The sequence below is a fragment of the Streptomyces sp. AJS327 genome, from assembly GCF_013450295.1.
Lineage (GTDB): Bacteria > Actinomycetota > Actinomycetes > Streptomycetales > Streptomycetaceae > Streptomyces.
The window spans coordinates 491,425-514,776 of sequence record NZ_SKBR01000002.1; the positions used below are offsets into that span (position 1 = coordinate 491,425).

A 23,352-nucleotide genomic window follows, 5' to 3' on the forward strand; every position below is an offset into this window, starting at 1 on the left:
CAGTGACCATGACGGACCGTCCCACCCAGGGAGCCACCGGGCAGCACCAGTGGCGCGGCATCATCGAGGAGTACCGCGACCGGCTGCCGCTCGGCGCGACCGTTCCCCCCGTCACGCTGCGCGAGGGCGGCACCCCGCTCGTGCCCGCGCAGGTGCTCTCCGAGCTGACCGGCTGCGAGGTGCACCTCAAGGTCGAGGGCGCCAACCCCACCGGCTCCTTCAAGGACCGCGGCATGACGGTGGCGATCACGAAGGCGAAACAGGAGGGTGCCCAGGCGGTCATCTGCGCCTCCACCGGCAACACCTCCGCCTCGGCCGCCGCCTACGCGGTGCGCGCCGGGATGGTCTGCGCCGTCCTGGTCCCGCAGGGCAAGATCGCGCTGGGCAAGATGGGCCAGGCGCTGGTGCACGGCGCGAAGATCCTCCAGGTGGACGGCAACTTCGACGACTGCCTCAAGCTCGCCCGGGGCCTCTCGGAGAAGTACCCGGTCGCGCTGGTGAACTCCGTCAACCCGTTCCGCCTGGAGGGCCAGAAGACGGCCGCCTTCGAGGTCGTCGACATGCTCGGGGACGCACCCGACCTGCACGTCCTTCCCGTCGGCAACGCCGGCAACATCTCCGCGTACTGGAAGGGCTACCGCGAGTACTCCCGCGCGACGCCCGCCGCCGTGCCGGAGGCCGGCGGGGAGCCGCTGCCCGGCCCCGCCACCCGCACCCCGCGGATGTGGGGCTTCCAGGCCGCCGGTGCCGCGCCGCTGGTGCGGGGTGAGGCGGTCAAGGACCCGAGCACCATCGCCACCGCGATCCGCATCGGCAACCCCGCCTCCTGGGCCCTCGCCGAGCAGGCGCGGGACGAGTCCGGCGGCCTCATCGACTCGGTGACCGACCGTCAGATCCTGCGCGCCTACCGGCTGTTGGCCGCGCGGGAGGGCGTCTTCGTGGAGCCCGCCTCGGCCGCCTCGGTCGCCGGTCTCCTTCAGGCCACCGAGCGGGGTGAGGTCGACCCCGGCCAGCGCGTGGTCTGCACCGTGACCGGCAACGGGCTCAAGGACCCGGACTGGGCGGTGGCCGGGGCGCCGCAGCCGGTGGTCGTCCCCATCGACGCGGACGCCGCGGCGGAGCGGCTCGGCCTCGGCTGACCGACCCCACACCCGGCGACGAAGAGGAGCGCGGGAGGGCATGACGACACGCATCGTGCGCCTCCCGTGCGCCCTATGTCGCCACCGAACCATCCTTCGATAGGGTGTTATTCACCCCGATCCCATGTCCGCTTCCCACCGGGGAGCGCGGGGTCGTGACCGGTCCGGCACGCGCCGCGGTCCACCGGGGGAATGCCGCACAACCAGAGCCAAGGAGAGTCATCGAAAGATGGCCGGTCCCGCGTTCCGCGCCGCCGCCGTCCGGGTGCGCACCCCAGCTACCAGCGCCAACCTCGGCCCCGGGTTCGACACCCTCGGTCTGGCCCTGGGGCTCTACGACGACGTGGTGGTCCGCGTCGCGGACTCCGGGCTGCACGTCGACATCGCGGGCGAGGGAGCCGACAACCTCCCCCGGGACGAGGACCACCTGCTCGTCCGCTCCCTCCGCAGCGCCTTCGACCTGCTCGGCGGGCAGCCACGCGGCCTGGAGGTCGTCTGCGCCAACCGCATCCCGCACGGCCGCGGCCTCGGCTCCTCCTCGTCCGCCATCTGCGCCGGACTGATGGCGGCCCGCGCGGTGACCACCGGCGGCGAGGCCCGGCTCGACGACACGGCGCTGCTGGAGCTGGCCACCGAGCTGGAGGGCCACCCGGACAACGTCGCCGCCTGCCTCCTCGGCGGCTTCACCCTGGCCTGGACGGAGGGCGGCGTCGGCCGCGCCATCCGGATGGCGCCCGCCGCCTCGATCCAGCCGGTGGTGTTCGTCCCCGCCCGTCCGCTGCTCACCAACACCGCCCGGGACCTGCTGCCGCGCACCGTGCCGCACGTCGACGCCGCCTTCAACGCGGGCCGCGCCGCGCTCCTGGTGGAGGCGCTGACCAGGCGGCCCGAGCTGCTGCTCGCGGCCACCGAGGACCGGCTGCACCAGGAGTACCGGGCGCCCGCGATGACCGAGAGCGCCGACCTCGTCGCCCGGCTCCGCGCGGACGGCGTACCCGCCGTGATCTCCGGCGCCGGTCCGACCGTCCTGGCGCTGCCCGCCGACGGCGGGGCGGCCGAGAAGGTGGCCCACCTCGCGGGGGAGCACTGGACGGCCAACCGGCTCGGTTTCGACACCTCGGGAGCCAGTGTGCTGCCGCTCAGCTCGCCGGAGTGACACCCGATTGCGGGCCTAGGAGAGGGGGAATGTTTGTTGGGTCCGGTAGTGTTAACCTCAAGTCTGCACTCGCAGTCAGGCGGGTCTCACGCACGATACAGTGACGGCCCGCAGAGTGCGGTGTTCGTGTGTTCCCCTGGTAGTACAGCCAGGAGGGGCCACCTCTTCTCCCAGGAGTCTCCCGCACCGTTAGAGCTATTGCCTGACAGTGCCGAGCACGCTCCGGAGTTTGGCGTAAAGGACCCCCATGTCGATGTTTACGCCGCACCGTGAACTGATCTCCCCGCTGTACATCCAGGCGGGACCACCGCCCCGGACAGGCCCGTGACCACGCGGAACCCTGGCCGGACAGCACAACCGGTCGCCGAGCCAGACAGGCCGACGTCCGCTCCAGGGAAGGACCCTTCGTGAGCGACACCACCGATCTGATGGGCGTGAACGCCGACTCCGCCGGCAGCCCCGCTGACGATGCCGCCGCGCCTGCCACAGATGCTTCAACCGCGCCCGCGTCCGGTGCCGCGCCCAAGCGTCGGCGCACCGGCACCGGGCTTGAGGGCATGGTCCTGGCCGAGCTGCAGCAGATCGCTTCGACCCTTGGCATCAAGGGCACCGCGCGGATGCGCAAGAGCCAGCTGATCGAAGTCATCAAGGAGAGGCAGGCCAGCGGGAGTTCGGCGGAGTCCGCCGGGACGTCGCCCGCCGGCGAGGCCAAGGGAGGCAAGGCCGCGGCCAAGCCCGGCAAGGCCACTCAGGGAGAGGCGGAGGCCAAGCCCAAGCGCCGCGCGACCTCCCGTGCCCGCACCGGGGAGCAGCAGACGGAGAGCCAGATCGACATCCCGGGGCAGCCCGAGGGCGAGCAGCCGTCGGGCGAGCGGGAGACCCGCCGCGGGCGGAACGACGAGCGGGCCGAGGCCGCCGCCGACACCGCCGAGGGCAAGACCGGCGGGCGGCAGCAGGACACCAAGGGGGACGGCGCCAAGGGCGGCGAGACCAAGGGTGGCGGCGACGGCGGCAAGCAGCAGCAGGACCGCTCGAAGCGGGACCGGCAGCGCGACCGTGACCGCGATCGGGACCGTAGCCGCGGCGGCAAGCACGAGGGCGGTGGCCAGCAGGGCGGCCAGGGCCAGGGTGGCCAGGGCGGCGGGAACCGCCGGGACGAGGACGAGTTCGACGGCGGGCGCCGTGGGCGTCGTGGCCGCTACCGGGACCGCCGGGGCCGTCGCGGCCGGGACGAGTTCGAGCCGCAGATCGCTGACGACGACGTGCTGATCCCGGTCGCCGGCATCCTCGACATCCTCGACAACTACGCCTTCGTGCGCACCTCCGGCTACCTGCCGGGCCCGAACGACGTGTACGTCTCCCTCGCGCAGGTCCGCAAGAACGGGCTGCGGAAGGGCGACCACGTCACGGGCGCGGTGCGGCAGCCGCGCGACGGGGAGCGGCGCGAGAAGTTCAACGCCCTCGTCCGCCTCGACTCCGTCAACGGCATGGCGCCCGAAGGGGGCAAGTCCCGGCCGGAGTTCACCAAGCTGACGCCGCTCTACCCGCAGGAGCGGCTGCGGCTGGAGACCGAGCCCAGCGCCCTGACGACGCGCATCATCGACCTGGTCACGCCGATCGGCAAGGGCCAGCGAGGGCTGATCGTGGCCCCGCCGAAGACCGGCAAGACCATGATCATGCAGGCGATCGCCAACGCCATCACGCACAACAACCCCGAGTGCCACCTGATGGTCGTCCTCGTCGATGAGCGGCCCGAAGAGGTCACCGACATGCAGCGCTCGGTCAAGGGCGAGGTCATCTCCTCGACCTTCGACCGGCCCGCCGAGGACCACACGACCGTCGCGGAACTCGCCATCGAGCGGGCCAAGCGGCTCGTCGAGCTGGGCCACGACGTGGTGGTGCTGCTCGACTCGATCACCCGCCTCGGCCGCGCCTACAACCTGGCGGCCCCGGCCTCCGGCCGCATCCTGTCCGGTGGTGTCGACTCGACCGCGCTGTACCCGCCGAAGAAGTTCTTCGGCGCCGCGCGGAACATCGAGGACGGCGGCTCCCTGACGATCGTCGCCACGGCCATGGTGGAGACCGGCTCCCGCATGGACGAGGTGATCTTCGAGGAGTTCAAGGGCACCGGCAACATGGAGCTGAAGCTGGAGCGGAAGCTCTCGGACAAGCGGATCTTCCCCGCGGTGGACGTGGACGCGTCCGGCACCCGTAAGGAGGAGATCCTCATGGGCAGCGACGAACTCCAGATCGTCTGGAAGCTGCGCCGGGTGCTGCACGCGCTGGACCAGCAGCAGGCCATCGAGCTGCTGCTGGACAAGATGAAGCAGACCAAGTCCAACGCGGAGTTCCTGCTCCAGATCCAGAAGACCACCCCGGCGCCGGGCAACGGCGCGGACTGACCCGGACGGGTCCGTCTCCCGGCCCGAGCCGCCCGCGGTGGCTCACCCGGGTGGACGGACGCCACGTCACCTGGTCAGTGCGGAACCGTGAGGGCCGCCCCACCACACCGGTGGGGCGGCCCTCGCCGTCCGCCGGGCCGCCTCCCCGCTGAGAGCTTGCCCACAGCACCGATCCGGCCCGTACGGGGGTGACATCCCGGCCCGGGACGCGTCGTCGCAGGTGGAAGCGGGGAAAGGAACCGGGAGAGCGCACCGTCCACCGGCCTGCGGCGGATGTGGTCGAAAGTCGCACTGTGCGACGCTGCCGCGAGGCCCGGCTGACTTTCGTCCAGCCCGGCCGACGCGCAGTCGACGGCGGGACAGAGGGAAGTGAGCATGGCGGGCGACAGCAAGGACGGTGAACAACCGGCGGAGCGGCGCACCCGGAGGGGGCGGGCCACCGGTCGTCGCCGCAAGCCCCGTACCGGGCGCCAGCGGGCGCTGCGGATCGGCGCGTGGGCCCTCGCCGGGGCCGTGGCGCTGGGGGGCACCACCCTCGGCTTCGTCTACTTCAAGCTCAACGGGAACATCTCCGGCGTCGACATCAACGCGGCCCTCGGTACCGACCGGCCGAAGGACTCCAGCAACGGCTCCATGGACATCCTCGTCCTGGGCTCCGACTCGCGTTCCGGCCCGAACGCGCGCTACGGCTCGGACGGCGGCGGCGCCCGCTCCGACACCGCGATGATCGTGCACATCAACGAGGACCACAGCCGCGCCAGCGTGGTCTCCATCCCCCGGGACACCATCGTGCGGCGCCCCAGCTGCGTGAAGGGTGGCGCCCAGGCCGACGTGCGGGGCGACGACACCGCCGAGGGACAGGTCGTCCCGGCCCAGCGCGCCATGTTCAACAGCGCCTACGAGGTGGGCGGCCCGGCCTGCGCGGTGAAGACCGTCGAGTCGATCTCCGGCGTGCGGATGGACCACTACGTCGAGGTGGACTTCTCCGGCTTCAAGAAGCTGATTAACACCCTCGGCGGGGTGGAGATCACCACCCGGAAGGCCATCCAGGACAAGGACAGCCAGCTCGACCTCAGCGCCGGTACCCACACGCTCAACGGCGAGCAGGCGCTCGGGCTGGTCCGCACCCGGCACGGCGTCGGCGACGGCAGCGACCTCGGCCGCATCCAGCTCCAGCAGGCGTTCATCAAGGCCCTGCTGGACCAGGTCAACAGTGTCGGCCTGTTCAGCAGTCCGAAGAAGCTGTACGACCTCGCGGACACCGCCACCTCGACCATCACCACCGACTCGGAGCTGGACTCCGTCGGGAAGCTGGCCGACCTCGCCAAGACGATGAAGGCGGTCAAGTCCGACGACATCCAGATGACCACGCTGCCGGTCCGCTACGACCCGGCCGACCCCAACCGCGTCATCCCCGTGGAGCGCAACACCGCGCTGGTCTGGAAGGCGCTCAAGGCGGACAAGCCGGTGCCCGCCGAGGCCAACAAGGACACCGCTGGTGACCAGACCGACATAGACGGCGTCGTACGGTGACCACCGCCCCCACCCGGCGCCGGACGCCAGCCGGGGGCGGGCCCCGGGTCGCGGGGGCCGGGAATACCCCGGCCCCCGCCCCGGTTTTGGGGGGTGCGGCCAGTAGTGGCAAACTGGACCGTCGGTCCCGGTTCACGCGAGGACACACCGTCCACGCGACCCGGCACCCTCCCGAACCTAGGAGACACCGTGAAGCGCGATATCCACCCGGAGTACGTCGAGACCCAGGTCAGCTGCACCTGTGGCAACTCCTTCACCACCCGCAGCACGATGACGGAAGGCGTTGTCCGCGCCGACATCTGCTCCGCGTGCCACCCCTTCTACACCGGTAAGCAGAAGATCCTCGACACCGGTGGCCGCGTGGCCCGCTTCGAGGCCCGCTTCGGCAAGAGCGCCAGCGCCGCGAAGAAGTAGCGACCGCACAGCGCCGGTCCTCGGCCGCCCCTCCCGGCGGCGAGGCCCGGCGCTGTCGCGTCCGGACGCCCGCGTCCCCTGGTCCCTCGTTCGGGGCCTCCCTCTTCTTCCGGCTTCCCCCGGCACTCCAGACAAGGACATCCGATGTTCGAGGCGGTCGAGGAACTCATCGGCGAACACGCCGACCTCGAAAGACAGCTCGCGGACCCGGCGATCCACGCCGACCAGGCGGCGGCCCGCCGACTCAACAAGCGGTACGCGGAACTCACCCCCGTCGTGAGCGCCTACCGCGAGTGGAAGCGGACCGGCGAGGACATCGAGACCGCCCGCGAGCTGGCCGCCGAGGATCCCGGCTTCTTCGACGAGGTCAAGGAGCTGGAGGTGCGCCGCGAGGAGCTGACCGAGCGGCTCCGGCTGCTGCTCGTCCCCCGCGACCCCAGCGACGACAAGGACGTCATCCTGGAGGTCAAGGCCGGGGAGGGCGGCGACGAGTCCGCGCTGTTCGCCGGCGACCTGCTGCGCATGTACCTGCGGTACGCGGAGCGCAACGGCTGGCGCACCGAGCTGATCTCCAGCACCGAGTCCGACCTCGGCGGCTACAAGGACGTCCAGGTCGCGGTGAAGTCCCGGGGGGACGCCGAACCCGGCCAGGGAGTCTGGGCCCGGCTCAAGTACGAGGGCGGCGTGCACCGGGTGCAGCGGGTCCCGGCCACCGAGTCACAGGGCCGGATCCACACCTCCGCCGCCGGGGTGCTGGTACTCCCCGAGGCCGAGGACATCGACGTCGAGATCGCGCCGAACGACCTGCGCGTCGACGTCTACCGCTCCTCCGGACCCGGTGGCCAGTCCGTCAACACCACCGACTCCGCCGTCCGGATCACGCACGAACCCTCGGGCATCGTCGTCTCCTGCCAGAACGAGAAGAGCCAACTCCAGAACAAGGAGCAGGCGATGCGGATCCTCCGGGCCCGGCTGCTAGCCGCCGCGCAGGAGGAGGCCGAACGGGAGGCCTCCGACGCCCGGCGCAGCCAGGTCCGCACCGTGGACCGCTCGGAGCGGGTACGGACCTACAACTTCCCGGAGAACCGGATCTCCGACCACCGCGTCGGCTTCAAGGCGTACAACCTGGACCAGGTCCTCGCCGGCGAGCTGGACCCGGTGATCCAGGCGTGCGTCGACGCCGACTCCGCCGCCCGACTGGCCGCGGCGCAGTGACCGGCCCCGGCGCACCCCGCCGCGCGAGCGCCGCCCGGGCCACCCGAGAGGCTGCCCCGCGCCTGCCCGGGAGCGCGCCGGTACGCCACCGCCCGGCCACCCCCGGCCGCCCGACCACCGCGACACCTGTGAGAGTGACCTCGTGAATCTGCTGCTGACGGAGGTGGCCCAGGCCACCCGGCGGTTGGCCGACGCCGGGGTGCCCTCACCGCGCTTCGACGCCGAGGAGCTGGCCTCCTTCGTGCACGGCGTCGGCCGGGGCGAGCTGCACCGGGTGGCCGACGCCGACTTCGACGCCCGTTACTGGGAGGCCGTCGCCCGCCGCGAGGCCCGCGAACCGCTCCAGCACATCACCGGCCGCGCCTTCTTCCGCTACCTCGAACTACGCGTCGGGCCCGGGGTGTTCATCCCCCGGCCGGAGACCGAGTCGGTCGCCGGATGGGCGATAGACGCGGTGCGTGCCATGGACGTCGCCGAGCCCGTCGTCGTCGACCTGTGTACCGGCTCCGCCGCCATCGCGCTCGCCCTCGCCCAGGAGGTGCCCCGCTCCCGCGTCCACGCCGTCGAGCTCGACGAGGGCGCGCTGCGCTGGGCCCGCGAGAACATCGCGGCCGTCCCCGAGGGCAGCCGCGTCAGCCTGCACCAGGGGGACGCGCTGACCGCCCTCACCGAACTCAACGGGCAGGTCGACCTGGTCGTCGCCAACCCCCCGTACATCCCGCTCACGGAATGGGAGTACGTGGCACCGGAGGCCCGCGACCACGACCCCGGGCTCGCGTTGTTCTCGGGTGAGGACGGACTCGACACCATCCGCGGACTGGAACGGGCGGCCCACCGGCTGCTCCGCCCCGGCGGCGTCGTGGTCGTCGAGCACGCCGACACCCAGGGGGGCCAGGTGCCGTGGGTCTTCGCCGAGGACCGCGGCTGGGCGGACGCGGCGGACCACCCCGACCTCAACAACCGGCCCCGATTCGCCACAGCCCGCAGGGAGGTGCCGTGATGGCACGCCGATACGACTGCACGGACGCCAGTGACCGCAAGACCGGTCTGCGCGAGGCCGCCTCGGCCGTCCGCCGGGGAGAGCTGGTCGTGCTGCCCACCGACACCGTCTACGGCGTCGGCGCCGACGCCTTCGACGGCGACGCCGTGGGCGATCTGCTGGAGGCCAAGGGCCGCGGCCGCGGTGTGCCGTCACCGGTGCTCGTCGGCTCCCCGAACACCCTGCACGGCCTGGTCACCGACTTCTCCGAGCTGGCCTGGGAACTCGTCGACGCCTTCTGGCCGGGCGCGTTGACGCTGGTCGCCCGCCACCAGCCGTCGCTCACCTGGGACCTGGGCGAGACCGGCGGCACCGTGGCCGTGCGGGTGCCGCTGCACCCCGTCGCCATCGAACTCCTCACCGAGTTCGGCCCGATGGCCGTCTCCTCCGCCAACCTGACCGGCCACCCCGCCCCGCAGGACTGCGACGCCGCGCAGAACATGCTCGGCGACTCCGTCGCCGTCTACCTCGACGGCGGCCCCACTCCGGCGGCGGTCGCCTCCTCCATCGTCGATGTCACCGGCACCACACCGGTGTTGCTGCGCGCCGGCGCGCTCAGCGCGGAAGAGCTGCGCGAGGTCGTCCCAGACCTTGAGGTGAGCAGTTGACGGCCGCGCCCGAGGGGCGTGGCATACCGGGACCGGAGATCGAAGCGTCAGCGAGCCAGGCGGTTTCCGCCTTCCACATCCTCCTCGTCTCCACCGGCAACGTCTGCCGCTCCCCGATCAGCGAGCGGCTGACCCGGCACGCGCTGTCCGCCCGGCTCGGCGACGGCGCGCTGGGCGGCCTCGTGGTGGAGAGCGCCGGTACCTGGGGACACGAGGGCGCGCCCATGGAGGAGCACGCCTCCCAGGTCCTGCTGGAACACGGCGCCGACCCGGAGGGGTTCCGTGGCCGTGAACTGCTCGACGAGCACGTCATCCGCGCCGGTCTGGTGCTCACCGCGACTCGGGACCACCGCGCCCAGGTCATCTCCATGGGCCACTCCGCGGGGCTGCGTACCTTCACCCTCAAGGAGTTCACCCGGCTGGTGCGGGCGATAGATCCGGCCACCTTGCCCGCTCCCCGGGATCCGGGCGGTGTGGCGGAGCGCGCGCGGGCGCTCGTCCGGGCCGCGGCGGCGCTGCGCGGCTGGCTGCTGGCGCCCAGCGCGGACGCCGACGAGATCCACGATCCGTACGGGGCCCCCATCCCGTACTTCCGCACCGTCGGCGAGGAGATCCAGCACGCGCTGGAGCCGGTTGTGACGGCTTTGACGGGAGTGCCCGCCGGGCGCTGACTGGCGCAGCGAAACCGTTCTGCCTGGAGCGGTGTCCTAAGGTGTGGGGCTGAAAGCCACGCGATATCTCTGGGGAGCCCGTGCGTGAATACCTGCTGACGCTGTGCGTCACGGCTGCCGTCACCTACCTCCTGACCGGGCCAGTGCGGAAGTTCGCCATCGCGGCGGGTGCCATGCCGGAGATCCGCGCGCGGGACGTGCACCGTGAGCCGACCCCCCGGCTCGGCGGCATCGCGATGTTCGGCGGCCTCTGCGCCGGGCTGCTGGTGGCGTCCCAACTCACCAACATCGGCGCCCTGTTCACCCACTCCGACGAGCCCAGAGCGCTCCTCTCCGGCGCCGGGCTGATCTGGCTGATCGGCGTGCTGGACGACAAGTGGGGCGTGGACGCGCTGGTCAAACTGGGCGGGCAGATGATCGCCGCCGGTGTCATGGTGCTCCAGGGCCTCACGATCCTCTGGCTGCCCATCCCCGGCGTCGGCAACGTGGCGCTCACCCCCTTCCAGGGCACCCTGCTCACCGTCGCGCTGGTGGTGATCACCATCAACGCGGTCAACTTCGTCGACGGTCTCGACGGCCTCGCCGCCGGAATGGTCTCCATCGCCGCCTGCGCGTTCTTCATGTACGCCTACCGCATGTGGTACGGCTACGGCATCGAGGCCGCCGCCCCGGCGACCCTCTTCGCCGCCGTGCTGATGGGGATGTGCGTCGGCTTCCTCGCGCACAACATGCATCCGGCCCGGATCTTCATGGGCGACTCCGGGTCGATGCTGATCGGCCTGGTGCTGGCCGCCGGAGCGGTGTCCATCACGGGTCAGGTGGACCCGGACCTGATGGTGGAGCACGCCGGTTCCGTCCGCTCCGCCGTGCACATGAACATCCCGCTGTACGTACCGCTGCTGCTGCCGCTGACCATCATCGCGGTGCCGGTGGCGGACCTGGTACTGGCGATCGTGCGGCGCACCTGGCACGGCCGCTCGCCGTTCGCCGCCGACCGGGGTCACCTGCACCACCGGCTGCTGGAGATCGGGCACTCGCACAGCCGCGCCGTCCTCATCATGTACTTCTGGGCCGCGCTGATCGCCTTCGGCGCCGTCGCCTTCTCCGTGAAGTCGACCAGTCTCGTGATCGTGCTGGCGATCGTGCTGCTGAGCGCCGCGGGGCTGGTCATCCTGCTGCTGCCGCGCTTCACACCGCGCGTCCCGGCCTGGGCGCAGGCCGTCGTTCCGCCGCGCTACCGGCGGCAGCCCACAGCGGCCGCCGCCCCTGGCGGGCAGGACGGCGCCGAGCCCGCGGGGCCGGGCCCCGGGGGCACGCCCGAGGAGCCCCGCCGGACGGAGGAGCCCGTCGCCCCGGGCGCGGGCGCCACGGGGCGGGGCGAGCGGGGGCCGGTCGCCCGAGGCGCCAACGGGGCGTCCGCCGTGGGGGATCGGCAGCGGCTGGTACCGAACCGGGAGACGGACGACGACCCGAGCTAGCGCCCGCGCTCCCGGCGGTGGAGTCCCCACATCCCGCGAAGATCGCTCACGTGCGGCACCGGGGCCCGGGGGGACACCTGTCGCCGTGTGGGGCCGTGCGGCCGCGCGCTGGCCCGCACCGCCCCGCCGTTCCAGCCCCTGCCCTGCCCCGTCCTGTCCCGTGCCGCCTCGGTCCGGTCCGCCCCGCGCCGGCTCACCTCGCCGCGCTTCGGCGCGCGCCACCGGGCCGTCGCGCACGCGTGCCGGAGAGCGTGCGGGAGCGCGCCGGTCCCGGCGCGGTGCGGCGGCGACGGACCACCCCGGCGGTACCCCGCCCAGGACGGGCTGGTGCCGCCGGCCCGTTCCAAGAACCCCGTGGCGTGGTGCCGGTACCGGGCCCGGCGGCTTGTGCGGGCCCGGCGGGAGGGGAAGTGTGGGGCGTGGCCCGGGAGTTCCGCGGCCGGGCACCGGCCGGCATGGCGGGGACGCACGCGATGACGGTATGGCGAGGGCGCGTGGGGACGGCGGGACGGCCGGGGCGCGGGGTGCGGCACGGGGCTGCCGTGGCCCTCGACCGGCAGTGGAACGGGTGGCCGGGGGAGAGGCCGGGGTGACGTGGGGCACGAAGTGATTTCCAAGGGGTGACAATGTGGTTTCACTCCGGCTACACCGAGTTCAGGTGAAAACGGGTATAAGCGGCTGACCCGGAACGGCTGTTCCGGTCGCGGGAATTACCAGAAAAAGGAAAGCACCGCGTAAATCACCGCCGTCAGGCGCTTGTTCGAGCGGAATGACGCTCACGTGTGACCCGGTGCACACTGCATGGTAAAGACCTCATCAAATAGTTTGTGATACCGTTCACGAACCCGGTGACCAGCCGAAGGACGCCACTATGACGGTTCTCCGGCGGTAGGTATGTCCTCAATGCCCGGGATACGCTCGTCGCTGACGACAGAAAGTCCCCGATTCCCCCGGAGCAACTCCATGCAGTCGAACGACGCCCGCATGCTGCTGCAGTGCGCCGTACCGACCGCCCTCGCCGGCGCCGTAGCCGCGGCGATCAGCGGTGTACTGGCCGGAGGCAAGGGCGCGGTGGGCGCGGCGAGCGGGGCGCTCGTGGTGATCCTCTTCATGGGGATGGGCCTCGCCGTACTCCAGTGGGTCTCGCGGTCGCATCCGCAGCTCTTCCAGGCGATGGGGCTACTGCTGTACGTCACCCAGCTGTTGCTGCTCTTCGTGGTGCTGGCCGTATTCCAGGACACCACCCTGTTCGACACCACCGCCTTCGGGCTCGCGCTGCTCGCGGCGGCCATCGTGTGGGTCATCTCGCAGGCGGTCGCCCACATGAAGGCGAAGATCATGTACGTCGACCCCGAACCCTCTGGCGGTGAAGCCGCTAAGTCCGCCGCCACCGGGACGCGTTCGTGAGTACAGCGACACGTAGGGCCGGGATAAGAGCCCGTTCGAGCGGCTGCTATGGTCCGGTGCCAACTGCGGCGCAGCAGGTGCGGGCGGCCGGTCCAGTGCGTTCCCCGGGACGGCACGGACAGCCCCGCTTTCCGGTCAGCCGCCGCCCCCACATCCGCAAGTCCAGTCCAGTGCCGCTCCGTGGCCGCGCGCCGCGCCGACACACCGAGGTAGCCGTATTCATGCGCCAAGCAGAAGGAGCTCGCGGTGAGTAGTGACCAGATGCTCGCCTTCGAGACCGATTGCCACATCTTCGACGGTTGCGGCTTCCCGGCCCCAGGGCTCCACTCGTTCCTCTTCAAACCGATGTTCACCATCGGTGGCTTCGAGTTCAACAAGACCATGCTGCTGGCGATCGTGGGTACCGCCGCCATCGTCTGGTTCTTCTCGGCCGCCTTCAGCAAGCCCAAGCTGGTGCCCGGCAAGCTCCAGATGATCGGTGAGGCCGGATACGACTTCGTGCGCACCGGCATCGTCTACCAGACCATCGGCAAGAAGGAGGGCGAGAAGTACGTCCCCCTGGCCGTCGCCCTGTTCTTCTTCGTCTGGGTGATGAACCTCTGGTCGGTGATCCCCCTCGCCCAGTTCCCGGTCACCTCGATCTTCGCCATTCCGCTCGGACTCGCGCTGATCGTCTACATCACCTGGGTCTCGCTCACCTTCAAACGGCACGGGTTCGTCGGCGCCTTCAAGAACTTCACCGGCTACGACAAGTCGCTCGGTCCGGTGCTCCCGCTGGTCATGGTCATCGAGTTCTTCTCGAACCTGCTGATCCGCCCCTTCACCCACGCCGTACGGCTCTTCGCCAACATGTTCGCGGGCCACATGCTGCTCGTGATGTTCACCATCGCGAGCTGGTACCTGTTGAACGGCATCGGTATCGCCTACGCGAGCGTGTCGTTCCTGATGACCATCGTGATGGTGGCGTTCGAGCTGTTCATCCAAGCTGTGCAGGCGTACGTCTTCGTCCTGCTGACCTGCACCTACATCCAGGGCGCGCTCGCCGAGGAACACTGAGCCGCTCTATTCCCCGCTCACAGCCGTCCGGTGGCCAACCCCCGCCGGTCCAGTAAACAGAAGGAAGAAACAGCATGTCCGCTGCGCAGACGTTCCTGGCCGAAGGTGTCACCGGCAACCTCGGCTCCATCGGCTACGGTCTCGCCGCCATCGGCCCCGGCATCGGCGTCGGCATCGTCTTCGGTAACGGCACCCAGGCCCTCGCCCGCCAGCCCGAGGCGGCCGGCCTGATCCGGCAGAACCAGATCCTCGGCTTCGCCTTCTGTGAGGCGCTGGCCCTCATCGGCATTGTTATGGGCTTCGTCTTCCGGAGCTGATCCGCCGAACGTATCGACCCATCATTCGACGGAAGGCACTGATGTGAACGCCCTGGTACAGCTGGCGGCCGAGGAGGAGCAGAATCCTCTCGTCCCGCCGATCCCAGAGCTCGTCATCGGCTCCCTCGCCTTCGCCATCGTTCTCTTCTTCCTCTGGAAGAAGCTCCTCCCGAACATCAACAAGGTTCTGGATGAGCGGCGCGATGCCATCGAAGGCGGCATCGAGCGGGCCGAGGCGGCCCAGCAGGAAGCCGCGGAGACCCTCCAGCAGTACAAGGAGCAGCTCGCCGACGCCCGCCACGAGGCGGCCCGGCTGCGCTCCGAGGCGCAGGAGCAGGGGGCCACGCTGATCAACGAGATGCGGGCCGAGGGCCAGCGGCAGCGTGAGGAGATCATCGCTGCCGGTCACGCCCAGATCGAGGCGGACCGCAAGCAGGCCACCCAGACGCTGCGGCAGGACGTCGGCAAGCTCGCCACCGAGCTGGCCGGAAAGCTGGTCGGTGAGTCCCTGGAGGACCACGCGCGGCAGAGCCGCACCATCGACCGCTTCCTCGACGAGCTGGAGGAGCAGGCCGAGAACGCGCCCTCCTCGAACTCCGCCGAGGCAGCCCGATGAGTGGGGCGAGCCGCGAGGCGCAGACCGCCGCGCGTGAGGCGCTGACCGCACTGACGGACAGCACCTCCGCCGACGCGGCGGCCCTCGCCGACGAGCTCGCCGCCGTGACCGCGCTCCTCGACCGCGAGGTCTCGCTGCGCCGGGTCCTCACCGACCCGGCGCGGACCGGCGAGGCCAAGGCCGGACTCGTCAGCCAGCTGCTCGGTGAGCAGCTCGGCGGGCAGGCCACCGACCTCGTGTCCGGCATGGTCCGGTCCCGCTGGTCGTCCCCGCGCCACCTGGTCGACGCGGTCGAGGAGCTGGCGGACATCGCCGACCTCGTCGCCGCGGAACGGTCCGGCACACTGGACGACGTGGAGGACGAACTGTTCCGGTTCGCCCGCACCGTCTCCTCCTCGGCGCCGCTGCGCTCCGCGCTGACCAGCGGCACGGCCACCGCCTCGGCCAAGGCGGAACTGGTGCGCACCCTGCTCAGCGGGCGGGCCCAGCCCACCAGCGAGCGGCTGGTGACGCGCCTGGTGACCCAGCCGCGGGGACGTAGCCTGGAAGGTGGGCTGGAGAACCTCTCCAAGCTGGCGGCGGAGCGGCGTAACCGGTCGGTGGCGGTCGTCACCTCCGCGGTGCCGCTCAGTGACCGGCAGCGGGAGCGCCTCGGCGCCGCCCTGGCGAAGCTGTACGGACGCCAGGTGCACCTCAACCTGGACGTGGACCCGGAGATCCTCGGAGGGATCACCGTCCGCGTCGGCGACGAGGTGATCAACGGTTCCATCGCGGACCGTCTCGACGAGGCGGAACGGCGCATGGCCGCCTGACCGGCGACACCCGCGCGGGGCGCCCCGGGCGCCCAGTCAACTCAACAAGCATGACAGCGGCCCGCGTTGGGCCGTAATCGGAATCTTCTGGGGGACGACCCCCAGGCCCCCCGAAGTGACCTACGGGCCCAACAAGGAGAGCAGGGAACCCAGATGGCGGAGCTCACGATCCGGCCGGATGAGATCCGGGACGCGCTGGAGAACTTTGTCCAGTCGTACACGCCGGACGCGGCCTCGCGCGAAGAGGTCGGGACGGTCAGCGTTGCCGGTGACGGCATCGCGAAGGTCGAGGGCCTGCCCTCGGCCATGGCGAACGAACTGCTGAAGTTCGAGGACGGCACCCTCGGCCTCGCCCTCAACCTTGAGGAGCGCGAGGTCGGAGCGGTCGTCCTCGGTGAGTTCAGCGGCATCGAGGAGGGCCAGCAGGTCCACCGCACCGGAGAGGTGCTGTCGGTCCCCGTCGGCGACGGCTACCTCGGCCGCGTCGTGGACCCGCTGGGCACCCCGATCGACGGCCTTGGCGAGATGGAGACCGAGGGCCGCCGCGCCCTGGAGCTCCAGGCCCCCACGGTGATGCAGCGCAAGTCCGTGCACGAGCCGATGGAGACGGGCTACAAGGCCGTCGACACCATGACCCCCGTCGGCCGCGGCCAGCGGCAGCTGGTCATCGGCGACCGGCAGACCGGCAAGACCGCGCTGTGCGTCGACACGATCATCAACCAGCGGGAGAACTGGCGCTCCGGCGACCCGGACAAGCAGGTCCGCTGCATCTACGTCGCCGTCGGCCAGAAGGGCTCCACCATCGCCTCCGTGCGGGCGGCGCTGGAGGAGAACGGCGCGCTGGAGTACACCACCATCGTCGCCGCCCCGGCCTCCGACCCCGCGGGCTTCAAGTACATCGCCCCCTACACCGGCAGCGCCATCGGCCAGCACTGGATGTACCAGGGCAAGCACGTCCTCGTCGTCTTCGACGACCTGTCCAAGCAGGCCGACGCCTACCGCGCCGTGTCCCTGCTGCTGCGCCGCCCGCCGGGCCGTGAGGCCTACCCGGGCGACGTGTTCTACCTGCACTCGCGGCTGCTGGAGCGGTGCGCCAAGCTCTCCGACGACATGGGCAAGGGGTCGATGACCGGCCTGCCCATCGTGGAGACCAAGGCGAACGACGTGTCGGCGTTCATCCCGACCAACGTCATCTCCATCACCGACGGCCAGTGCTTCCTGGAGTCCGACCTGTTCAACGCCGGGCAGCGGCCCGCGCTGAACGTCGGTATCTCCGTCTCCCGAGTCGGTGGCTCGGCGCAGCACCCGGCGATCAAGCAGATCACCGGTTCGCTCCGCGTCGACCTCGCCCAGTTCCGCGAGCTGGAGGCGTTCGCCGCCTTCGGCTCCGACCTGGACGACGCCTCGAAGGCGGGCCTGGCCCGTGGCCAGCGGATGGTCGAGCTGCTGAAGCAGGCCGAGTTCAGCCCCTTCTCCACCGCGGAGCAGGTCGTCTCGGTCTGGTCCGGCACCAACGGCAAGATGGACAACGTTCCCGTCGCGGACGTGCGGCGCTTCGAGCGGGAACTGCTCGACTACATGCACCGGGAGCACTCCGGGCTGCTGAACAGCATCGTCGAGGGCGGGAAGATGTCCAAGGACACCCTCCAGGTCCTCGGTGACGCGGTGGACTCGTTCAAGAAGCAGTTCGAGACCTCGGACGGCCAGCTGCTGGGCGAGGACTGACCGTGGGCGCCCAGGTCAGGGTCTACAAGCGGCGGATCAAGTCCGTCACGGCGACCAAGAAGATCACCAAGGCGATGGAGATGATCGCCGCCTCGCGCATCGTCAAGGCGCAGCGCAGGGTGGCGGCCTCCGAGCCGTACGCGACCGAACTCACCCGCGCGGTGACCTCCGTCGCGTACGGATCGAACGTCCAGCACTGGCTGACCACCGAGGTGGAGCGCCCCACGCGCGCCGCGGTCCTGCTGATCACCAGCGACCGCGGCCTCGCGGGCGGGTACAACGCCAACGCCATCAAGGCCGCCGAGCAGCTGTCGAACCGGCTGATCGGTGAGGGCAAGGAGGTCGTCAACTTCATCGTCGGCTCCAAGGGCGTCGCGTACTACCGCTTCCGCGAGCGGCAGGTCGAACAGTCCTGGACGGGCTTCACCGACAGCCCGACCTACGCCGACGCCAAGGCCGTCGCCGAACCGCTGCTCGAAGCGGTCCAGGCGGACACGGCGGCGAAGGGCGGCGTGGACGAACTGCACATCGTCTACACCGAGTTCGTCTCCATGATGACGCAGACGGCCAAGGACGAGCGGATGCTTCCGCTCAGCTTCGAGAAGAGCGCTGAGGAGTCCGCCGAGGTCCTCAAGCGCGGCACGCAGATCATGCCGCTCTTCGACTTCGAGCCCTCGGCCGAGGACGTTCTCGACGCCCTCCTGCCGCGGTACATCGAGAGCCGCATCTACAACGCGCTGCTCCAGGCGGCCGCCTCCAAGCACGCGGCGACGCGGCGTGCGATGAAGTCGGCGACGGACAACGCGGAAGACCTCATCAAGTCGTACACCCGGCTTGCCAACGCGGCCCGCCAGGCCGACATCACCCAGGAAATCAGCGAGATCGTCGGTGGCGCGAGCGCGCTGGCTGACGCTTCTTCGGGGAGTGACCGCTAACCATGACCACCACAGTTGAGACGGCCCCGGAGGCTGGCGTGGCCACCGGCCGCGTCGCGCGGGTCATCGGCCCGGTCGTCGACGTGGAGTTCCCCGTCGACGCGATGCCGGATATCTACAACGCGCTGACCGTCGAGATCGCCGACCCCGCCGAGGACGGCAAGAAGAAGGTCCTCACCCTTGAGGTCGCGCAGCACCTCGGCGAGGGCCTCGTGCGCGCGATCGGCATGGAGCCCACCGACGGCCTGGTCCGTCAGGCCCCGGTCACCGACACCGGCGACGGCATCACGGTGCCCGTCGGCGACGTGACCAAGGGCCGGGTGTTCAACACCCTGGGCCAGATCCTGAACGAGCCGGAGGCCGAGTCCGAGGTCACCGAGCGGTGGGCCATCCACCGCAAGGCCCCCGCCTTCGACCAGCTTGAGTCGAAGACCGAGATGTTCGAGACCGGCCTGAAGGTCGTCGACCTGCTGACCCCGTACGTCAAGGGCGGCAAGATCGGCCTCTTCGGTGGCGCCGGTGTCGGCAAGACCGTCCTCATCCAGGAAATGATCATGCGTGTGGCCAAGCTGCACGAGGGCGTTTCCGTGTTCGCCGGCGTCGGCGAGCGTACCCGTGAGGGCAACGACCTCATCGAGGAGATGGCCGAGTCCGGGGTGCTCCCGCAGACCGCGCTGGTCTTCGGGCAGATGGACGAGCCGCCGGGCACCCGCCTCCGGGTCGCGCTGGCCGGTCTGACCATGGCGGAGTACTTCCGCGACGTGCAGAAGCAGGACGTGCTGTTCTTCATCGACAACATCTTCCGCTTCACCCAGGCCGGTTCCGAGGTCTCCACCCTGCTGGGCCGGATGCCCTCGGCGGTCGGCTACCAGCCGAACCTGGCGGACGAGATGGGTGTGCTCCAGGAGCGCATCACCTCGACCCGCGGCCACTCGATCACCTCCATGCAGGCGATCTACGTCCCCGCGGACGACCTCACCGACCCCGCCCCGGCGACGACGTTCGCGCACCTGGACGCCACCACGGTGCTCTCGCGTCCCATCTCCGAGAAGGGCATCTACCCGGCGGTCGACCCGCTGGACTCGACCTCCCGGATCCTGGACCCCCGCTACATCTCGCAGGACCACTACGACTGCGCCTCGCGGGTCAAGGGGATCCTCCAGAAGTACAAGGACCTCCAGGACATCATCTCGATTCTGGGCATCGACGAGCTGAGCGAAGAGGACAAGCTCACCGTCAGCCGCGCCCGCCGGATCGAGCGCTTCCTGTCGCAGAACACCCACGCGGCGAAGCAGTTCACCGGCCTGGACGGCTCCGACGTTCCGCTGGACGAGTCCATCGCCGCGTTCAACGCGATCGCGGACGGCGACTTCGACCACTACCCGGAGCAGGCGTTCTTCATGTGCGGCGGCCTGGACGACCTCAAGGCCAAGGCCAAGGAGCTCGGCGTCTCCTGACGCCCCGCTCCGGCGGCGGGGTGGGGAAGGGCACCGCCCACCCCCTCCCGCCGCCACCCCCGATCCCCAACCCCAGCACGGTGTTCCGGGAGGCGCCCCTCCCGGGGCACCTGGGCACCCCAACGAAGGAGCCACTGTGGCTGAGCTGCACGTCGAGCTGGTCGCCGCGGACCGCAAGGTCTGGTCGGGCGAGGCCAGCCTGGTCGTCGCGCGCACCTCGTCCGGTGATATCGGCGTCATGCCCGGCCACCAGCCGCTGCTCGGTGTGCTGGAGTCCGGCCCCGTCACCATCCGCAGCACCGAGGAGGGCCGGGAGGGCACCGTTGTCGCCGCCGTACACGGCGGCTTCATCTCCTTCGCGGACAACCAGCTCTCCCTGCTCGCCGAGGTCGCGGAACTCGTCGACGAGATCGATGTCCAGCGCGCCGAGCGCGCGCTGGAACGCGCCAAGTCCGACGCGGACGCGGCGGCCGAGCGCCGCGCGGACGTGCGGCTGCGCGCGGTGACCGCCGCGCGCTGAGCGCCTCGGGTCACGGCCGGGTACAACACTCAGCCGCGGACGGACTGGAATTTCTCCAGACCCGTCCGCGGCTGTCAACATACTGAAGCGGGTCCGGACAGCCAGCCGGTCCCGCCAGTCCAGGTTCTGCGAGAGCGAGGAGGTCGGTACGGATGGTCCTCGCTCTGCTGCTGTGCGGCGCGGCCCTGCTGCTGGTGACGGCGGGTCTGTTCGCCTTCGCCGTACGCCGCCGGCTCATCCAGCGCTCCGGCGGCACCTTCGACTGCAACCTGCGCTGGGCGCTGCCCGAGACGGACGCCGCCGCGGCCAAGGGCAAGGGCTGGGCATACGGCATAGCGCGCTACAACGGTGACCAGATCGAGTGGTTCCGGGTCTTCTCCTACGCCCCGCGCCCCCGGCGGACGCTGGCGCGAGACGGCATCGAGGTGCTGCACCGGCGGCTCCCGGAGGGCGAGGAGGAACTGGCGCTCCTGTCCGACGCCGTGGTCCTCGCCTGCTCCCTGCACGGCACCCGCGTGGAACTCGCCATGAGCGAGGACGCGCTCACCGGCTTCCTCGCCTGGCTGGAGGCCGCCCCACCCGGACAGCGCGTCAACGTCGCCTGACCCTCCCGCGCCCTCGCCCCAGCGCCGCCCACCCTGCCCCGCACTCCGCCCCCGGACCCGCCTCCGCCCGGCCCGCGGGGCGCCGGCGGATCAGCCGAGCAGTGCCGCCACCGTCAGCAGCACCGGCACCGACACCACGGTCGACAGCAACACCGCCTCCCGCGCCAGACCCACCCCCACGTCGTAGTGCGTGGCGTAGGTGAAGACGTTCTGCGCCGACGGCAGCGCCGCCGTCACCACCACCGTGCACAGCACCGCCCCGGACAGCCCGAACACCCCCGCGCCCAGCGCCCACGCCACCAGCGGATGCGCCACCCCCTTCAACGCCACCGCCAGCAGCACCGGCCCCCGGTCGGCACCGGCCGACAGCACCGCCGACCCCCGCAGCGAGATCCCGAACGCCAGCAGCACCGCCGGTATCGCCATCGCGCCCAGCAGCCGGAACGGCTCCAGCACCGCCTCCGGCGGCGTCCACCCGGAGGCCGAGACCGCCGCGCCCGCCAGCGAACCCACCACGATCGGATTGCGGAACGGGCTGGTCAGACGACGCAGTGGCGCCGCCCCCACCCGGCTCGTCGTCGAGTCGAGCACCGCCAGGAACACCGGCGTGAACACCAGGAGCTGGAGCAGCAGCACCGGTGCCATGAGCGAGGCGTCGCCCAGCACGTACGCCGCGACGGGGATGCCGAGGTTGCCCGCGTTGACGTAACCCGCGCACAGCGTCCCGACCGTGGAGTATCCGGTGGACCAGCGCCGCACCGCCGCCACCCCGGCGAACACCCCCGCCACGGCGAGCGTGCTCGCCGCCGTGACCAGCAGATGCCCGGACAACAGGGCGGACAGATCGGTACCCGCCAGGGTCTCGAACAGCAGCGCCGGACTGGCCACATGGAACGCCAGCCGGGTCAGTACCTCCCGTCCGCCGCCCCCCAGCAGCCGGCGCCGCCCGAGGACGTACCCCGCGCCGATGACGCTCGCTATGGCCACGAACCCGCTGACCACCCCGCCCAAAGCCGCTCCCTCCGGCTGCACCGCCACCCTTCCGCACACCGGACCATTCTCCGAACGCCCGTCCGGCACGGGGCGGCGGGGGCGGTAACCACCGACGCCCGGAATGGGAACCACCGACGCCCGGGACGGTGAGACAGGGCGAGCGGCGGCGGCGTCACCGGCGGCACACGCGGGGCCCGTGCGGCACACGCGGCACGGGGCGTGCCTGCGCGAGGCGTACCGAAGGCGGGGCGGGGGCGGGGAGTGTGGTGGAGCCGGGAGTGGGGGAGGGGCGTCCCGTACGGGCAAGGGCGTCGCGGGGAGCGTCGCGCCGCTGGTGGCCCGATCGGCGTGAAGGAGCGTCCCGTACGGGCGCGGTGCGGCACCGTGGACCGGCCGAGCCCCGGCAGCACCCACGGGAACTCCTGCTCGGCACCGCCCGCGTGGAACCCCTGGCGGCCCCCTGACCGGAACACCCGCTCGCCTGGCGGTGGGTGGCGGGCTGGAGGTCGGAACCCCGGTCGCCTGGCCGTGGGTTGGGGCTACCAGCCGGAGGCGTCCACCTCGCGCGCCAGCACGGCGGCCTGGGTGCGGCTCCGCAGGTCCAGCTTGCCCAGTAGCCGGCTGACGTGGGTCTTCACCGTGCCCTCCGCCATGGACAGCCGCGCGGCCACCTCCGCGTTCGACAGCCCCTGACCGAGGCAGCGCAGCACCTGTCGTTCGCGGGGCGTCAACTCCGCCAGTCCCGGGGGGAGATGGGCCGCACCGGGGGACTGGGGGCCGCGCTCGGCGAACTCGGCGATCAGCCGCCTCGTCACCGACGGCGCCACCATGCCCTCGCCCCGGGCCACCGTCCGCACCGCCTCCACCACCTGCGGCGCCTCGCTGTCCTTCAGCAGGAAGCCAGCCGCACCGGCACGCAGCGCCCCGAAGACGTACTCGTCGAGGTCGAAGGTGGTCAGCACCAGCACGTCAGCCACCCGCTCGCCCGTGATCAGCCGCGTCGCGGAGATCCCGTCCAGCCGTGGCATCCGTACGTCCATCAGCACCACGTCGGGCCGCAACTCCCGGGCCAGCCGTACGGCTTCGGCACCGTCGCCCGCCTCCCCGACGACCTCGACCCCCGGCGCCCCCCGCAGGATCAGCACCAGACCCGCGCGCACCGCCCGCTGATCCTCCGCGATCAGCACCCGCACCCGCCCCCGCGCCTCCGGCCCGCACGGCCCCGGCACACCACCACCGGAATCGCTGGGACCA

The 23,352-nt window shown here is 71.2% G+C and carries 22 protein-coding genes; 20 read left to right on the forward strand and 2 right to left on the reverse strand.

What is annotated here, in order from left to right:
- Positions 1–8: 8 nt before the first annotated feature.
- The 20 genes from thrC to E0L36_RS12020 all read left to right on the forward strand — a co-directional run bounded on the left by thrC (position 9) and on the right by E0L36_RS12020 (position 21,105).
- Complete coding sequence (gene thrC / locus E0L36_RS11925; RefSeq protein ID WP_180928994.1) at positions 9–1,139, forward strand: threonine synthase; 1,131 nt, start codon at positions 9–11, stop codon at positions 1,137–1,139.
- 229 nt (positions 1,140–1,368) lie between these two features.
- Entirely contained in the window at positions 1,369–2,295 is a 927-nt protein-coding gene (thrB, locus tag E0L36_RS11930) for a homoserine kinase (RefSeq protein WP_180928995.1), read from the forward strand.
- A 407-nt stretch (positions 2,296–2,702) separates the two neighbouring features.
- Positions 2,703–4,697 carry a transcription termination factor Rho gene (gene rho, locus E0L36_RS11935; RefSeq protein WP_180928996.1) on the forward strand — a complete coding sequence of 665 codons (1,995 nt, stop codon included), beginning with the start codon at positions 2,703–2,705 and terminating at the stop codon, positions 4,695–4,697.
- Between the two features lie 375 nt (positions 4,698–5,072).
- On the forward strand, positions 5,073–6,230 hold the full coding sequence (locus tag E0L36_RS11940; protein ID WP_180928997.1) for an LCP family protein: 1,158 nt from the start codon (positions 5,073–5,075) through the stop codon (positions 6,228–6,230).
- 189 nt (positions 6,231–6,419) lie between these two features.
- On the forward strand, positions 6,420–6,644 hold the full coding sequence (gene rpmE / locus E0L36_RS11945; RefSeq protein WP_180928998.1) for a 50S ribosomal protein L31: 225 nt from the start codon (positions 6,420–6,422) through the stop codon (positions 6,642–6,644).
- Positions 6,645–6,788: 144 nt separating this feature from the next.
- Positions 6,789–7,859 (forward strand): peptide chain release factor 1, encoded by a 1,071-nt coding sequence (gene prfA, locus E0L36_RS11950; RefSeq protein WP_180928999.1) that lies wholly within the window; start codon positions 6,789–6,791, stop codon positions 7,857–7,859.
- Between the two features lie 142 nt (positions 7,860–8,001).
- Complete coding sequence (prmC, locus tag E0L36_RS11955) at positions 8,002–8,859, forward strand: peptide chain release factor N(5)-glutamine methyltransferase (protein ID WP_180929000.1); 858 nt, start codon at positions 8,002–8,004, stop codon at positions 8,857–8,859.
- Positions 8,859–9,506, forward strand: a complete 648-nt coding sequence (locus E0L36_RS11960) for an L-threonylcarbamoyladenylate synthase (RefSeq protein WP_180929001.1) — start codon at positions 8,859–8,861, stop codon at positions 9,504–9,506. The genes prmC and E0L36_RS11960 overlap by 1 nt, the downstream gene beginning before the upstream one ends.
- A complete protein-coding gene (locus E0L36_RS11965; protein ID WP_219636539.1) occupies positions 9,503–10,177 on the forward strand; it encodes a protein-tyrosine-phosphatase in 675 nt (224 codons plus the stop codon). Before E0L36_RS11960 ends, E0L36_RS11965 begins: the two co-directional genes overlap by 4 nt.
- Positions 10,178–10,257: 80 nt before the next feature.
- Positions 10,258–11,655 (forward strand): MraY family glycosyltransferase, encoded by a 1,398-nt coding sequence (locus E0L36_RS11970; RefSeq protein ID WP_180929002.1) that lies wholly within the window; start codon positions 10,258–10,260, stop codon positions 11,653–11,655.
- Positions 11,656–12,618: 963 nt separating this feature from the next.
- Positions 12,619–13,062, forward strand: coding sequence for a hypothetical protein (locus E0L36_RS11975; protein ID WP_180929003.1), 444 nt, complete (start codon positions 12,619–12,621; stop codon positions 13,060–13,062).
- A 261-nt stretch (positions 13,063–13,323) separates the two neighbouring features.
- Positions 13,324–14,118 carry a F0F1 ATP synthase subunit A gene (gene atpB / locus E0L36_RS11980; protein WP_180929954.1) on the forward strand — a complete coding sequence of 265 codons (795 nt, stop codon included), beginning with the start codon at positions 13,324–13,326 and terminating at the stop codon, positions 14,116–14,118.
- A gap of 74 nt (positions 14,119–14,192) precedes the next feature.
- Complete coding sequence (gene atpE, locus E0L36_RS11985; protein ID WP_180929004.1) at positions 14,193–14,435, forward strand: ATP synthase F0 subunit C; 243 nt, start codon at positions 14,193–14,195, stop codon at positions 14,433–14,435.
- Positions 14,436–14,478: 43 nt separating this feature from the next.
- Positions 14,479–15,051 (forward strand): F0F1 ATP synthase subunit B, encoded by a 573-nt coding sequence (locus E0L36_RS11990; protein ID WP_180929005.1) that lies wholly within the window; start codon positions 14,479–14,481, stop codon positions 15,049–15,051.
- Positions 15,048–15,863 (forward strand): F0F1 ATP synthase subunit delta, encoded by an 816-nt coding sequence (locus E0L36_RS11995; RefSeq protein ID WP_180929006.1) that lies wholly within the window; start codon positions 15,048–15,050, stop codon positions 15,861–15,863. Before E0L36_RS11990 ends, E0L36_RS11995 begins: the two co-directional genes overlap by 4 nt.
- 153 nt (positions 15,864–16,016) lie before the next feature.
- Positions 16,017–17,588: a F0F1 ATP synthase subunit alpha gene (gene atpA / locus E0L36_RS12000; protein ID WP_180929007.1), complete on the forward strand. Its 1,572-nt coding sequence runs from the start codon at positions 16,017–16,019 to the stop codon at positions 17,586–17,588.
- 2 nt (positions 17,589–17,590) lie between these two features.
- A complete protein-coding gene (locus E0L36_RS12005) occupies positions 17,591–18,523 on the forward strand; it encodes a F0F1 ATP synthase subunit gamma (RefSeq protein ID WP_180929008.1) in 933 nt (310 codons plus the stop codon).
- Between the two features lie 2 nt (positions 18,524–18,525).
- On the forward strand, positions 18,526–19,980 hold the full coding sequence (gene atpD, locus E0L36_RS12010; protein ID WP_180929009.1) for a F0F1 ATP synthase subunit beta: 1,455 nt from the start codon (positions 18,526–18,528) through the stop codon (positions 19,978–19,980).
- A 136-nt stretch (positions 19,981–20,116) separates the two neighbouring features.
- The gene (locus E0L36_RS12015; RefSeq protein ID WP_180929010.1) at positions 20,117–20,500 is read left to right on the forward strand and encodes a F0F1 ATP synthase subunit epsilon; all 384 of its coding nucleotides are present in this window, start codon (positions 20,117–20,119) and stop codon (positions 20,498–20,500) included.
- A 152-nt stretch (positions 20,501–20,652) separates the two neighbouring features.
- Positions 20,653–21,105 (forward strand): DUF2550 domain-containing protein, encoded by a 453-nt coding sequence (locus E0L36_RS12020; protein WP_180929011.1) that lies wholly within the window; start codon positions 20,653–20,655, stop codon positions 21,103–21,105.
- 90 nt (positions 21,106–21,195) lie between these two features.
- Here the strand turns inward: E0L36_RS12020 and E0L36_RS12025 are convergent, their stop codons facing one another.
- Both E0L36_RS12025 and E0L36_RS12030 read right to left on the reverse strand, forming a co-directional pair.
- On the reverse strand, positions 21,196–22,116 hold the full coding sequence (locus E0L36_RS12025; RefSeq protein ID WP_180929955.1) for an AEC family transporter: 921 nt from the start codon (positions 22,114–22,116) through the stop codon (positions 21,196–21,198).
- A gap of 521 nt (positions 22,117–22,637) precedes the next feature.
- Positions 22,638–23,327, reverse strand: a complete 690-nt coding sequence (locus E0L36_RS12030; protein ID WP_308416736.1) for a response regulator transcription factor — start codon at positions 23,325–23,327, stop codon at positions 22,638–22,640.
- Positions 23,328–23,352 lie beyond the last annotated feature (25 nt).

Bases quoted from the DNA above. Each gene is read 5' to 3' on its own strand.
- atpD (WP_180929009.1), top strand. From the start codon at position 18,526: ATGACCACCACAGTTGAGACGGCCCCGGAGGCTGGCGTGGCCACCGGC.
- atpE (WP_180929004.1), top strand. From the start codon at position 14,193: ATGTCCGCTGCGCAGACGTTCCTGGCCGAAGGTGTCACCGGCAACCTC.
- atpB (WP_180929954.1), top strand. From the start codon at position 13,324: ATGCTCGCCTTCGAGACCGATTGCCACATCTTCGACGGTTGCGGCTTC.
- E0L36_RS12020 (WP_180929011.1), top strand. From the start codon at position 20,653: ATGGTCCTCGCTCTGCTGCTGTGCGGCGCGGCCCTGCTGCTGGTGACG.
- E0L36_RS11960 (WP_180929001.1), top strand. From the start codon at position 8,859: ATGGCACGCCGATACGACTGCACGGACGCCAGTGACCGCAAGACCGGT.
- E0L36_RS11995 (WP_180929006.1), top strand. From the start codon at position 15,048: ATGAGTGGGGCGAGCCGCGAGGCGCAGACCGCCGCGCGTGAGGCGCTG.
- atpA (WP_180929007.1), top strand. From the start codon at position 16,017: ATGGCGGAGCTCACGATCCGGCCGGATGAGATCCGGGACGCGCTGGAG.
- E0L36_RS11940 (WP_180928997.1), top strand. From the start codon at position 5,073: ATGGCGGGCGACAGCAAGGACGGTGAACAACCGGCGGAGCGGCGCACC.
- prfA (WP_180928999.1), top strand. From the start codon at position 6,789: ATGTTCGAGGCGGTCGAGGAACTCATCGGCGAACACGCCGACCTCGAA.
- E0L36_RS11975 (WP_180929003.1), top strand. From the start codon at position 12,619: ATGCAGTCGAACGACGCCCGCATGCTGCTGCAGTGCGCCGTACCGACC.
- thrB (WP_180928995.1), top strand. From the start codon at position 1,369: ATGGCCGGTCCCGCGTTCCGCGCCGCCGCCGTCCGGGTGCGCACCCCA.
- thrC (WP_180928994.1), top strand. From the start codon at position 9: ATGACGGACCGTCCCACCCAGGGAGCCACCGGGCAGCACCAGTGGCGC.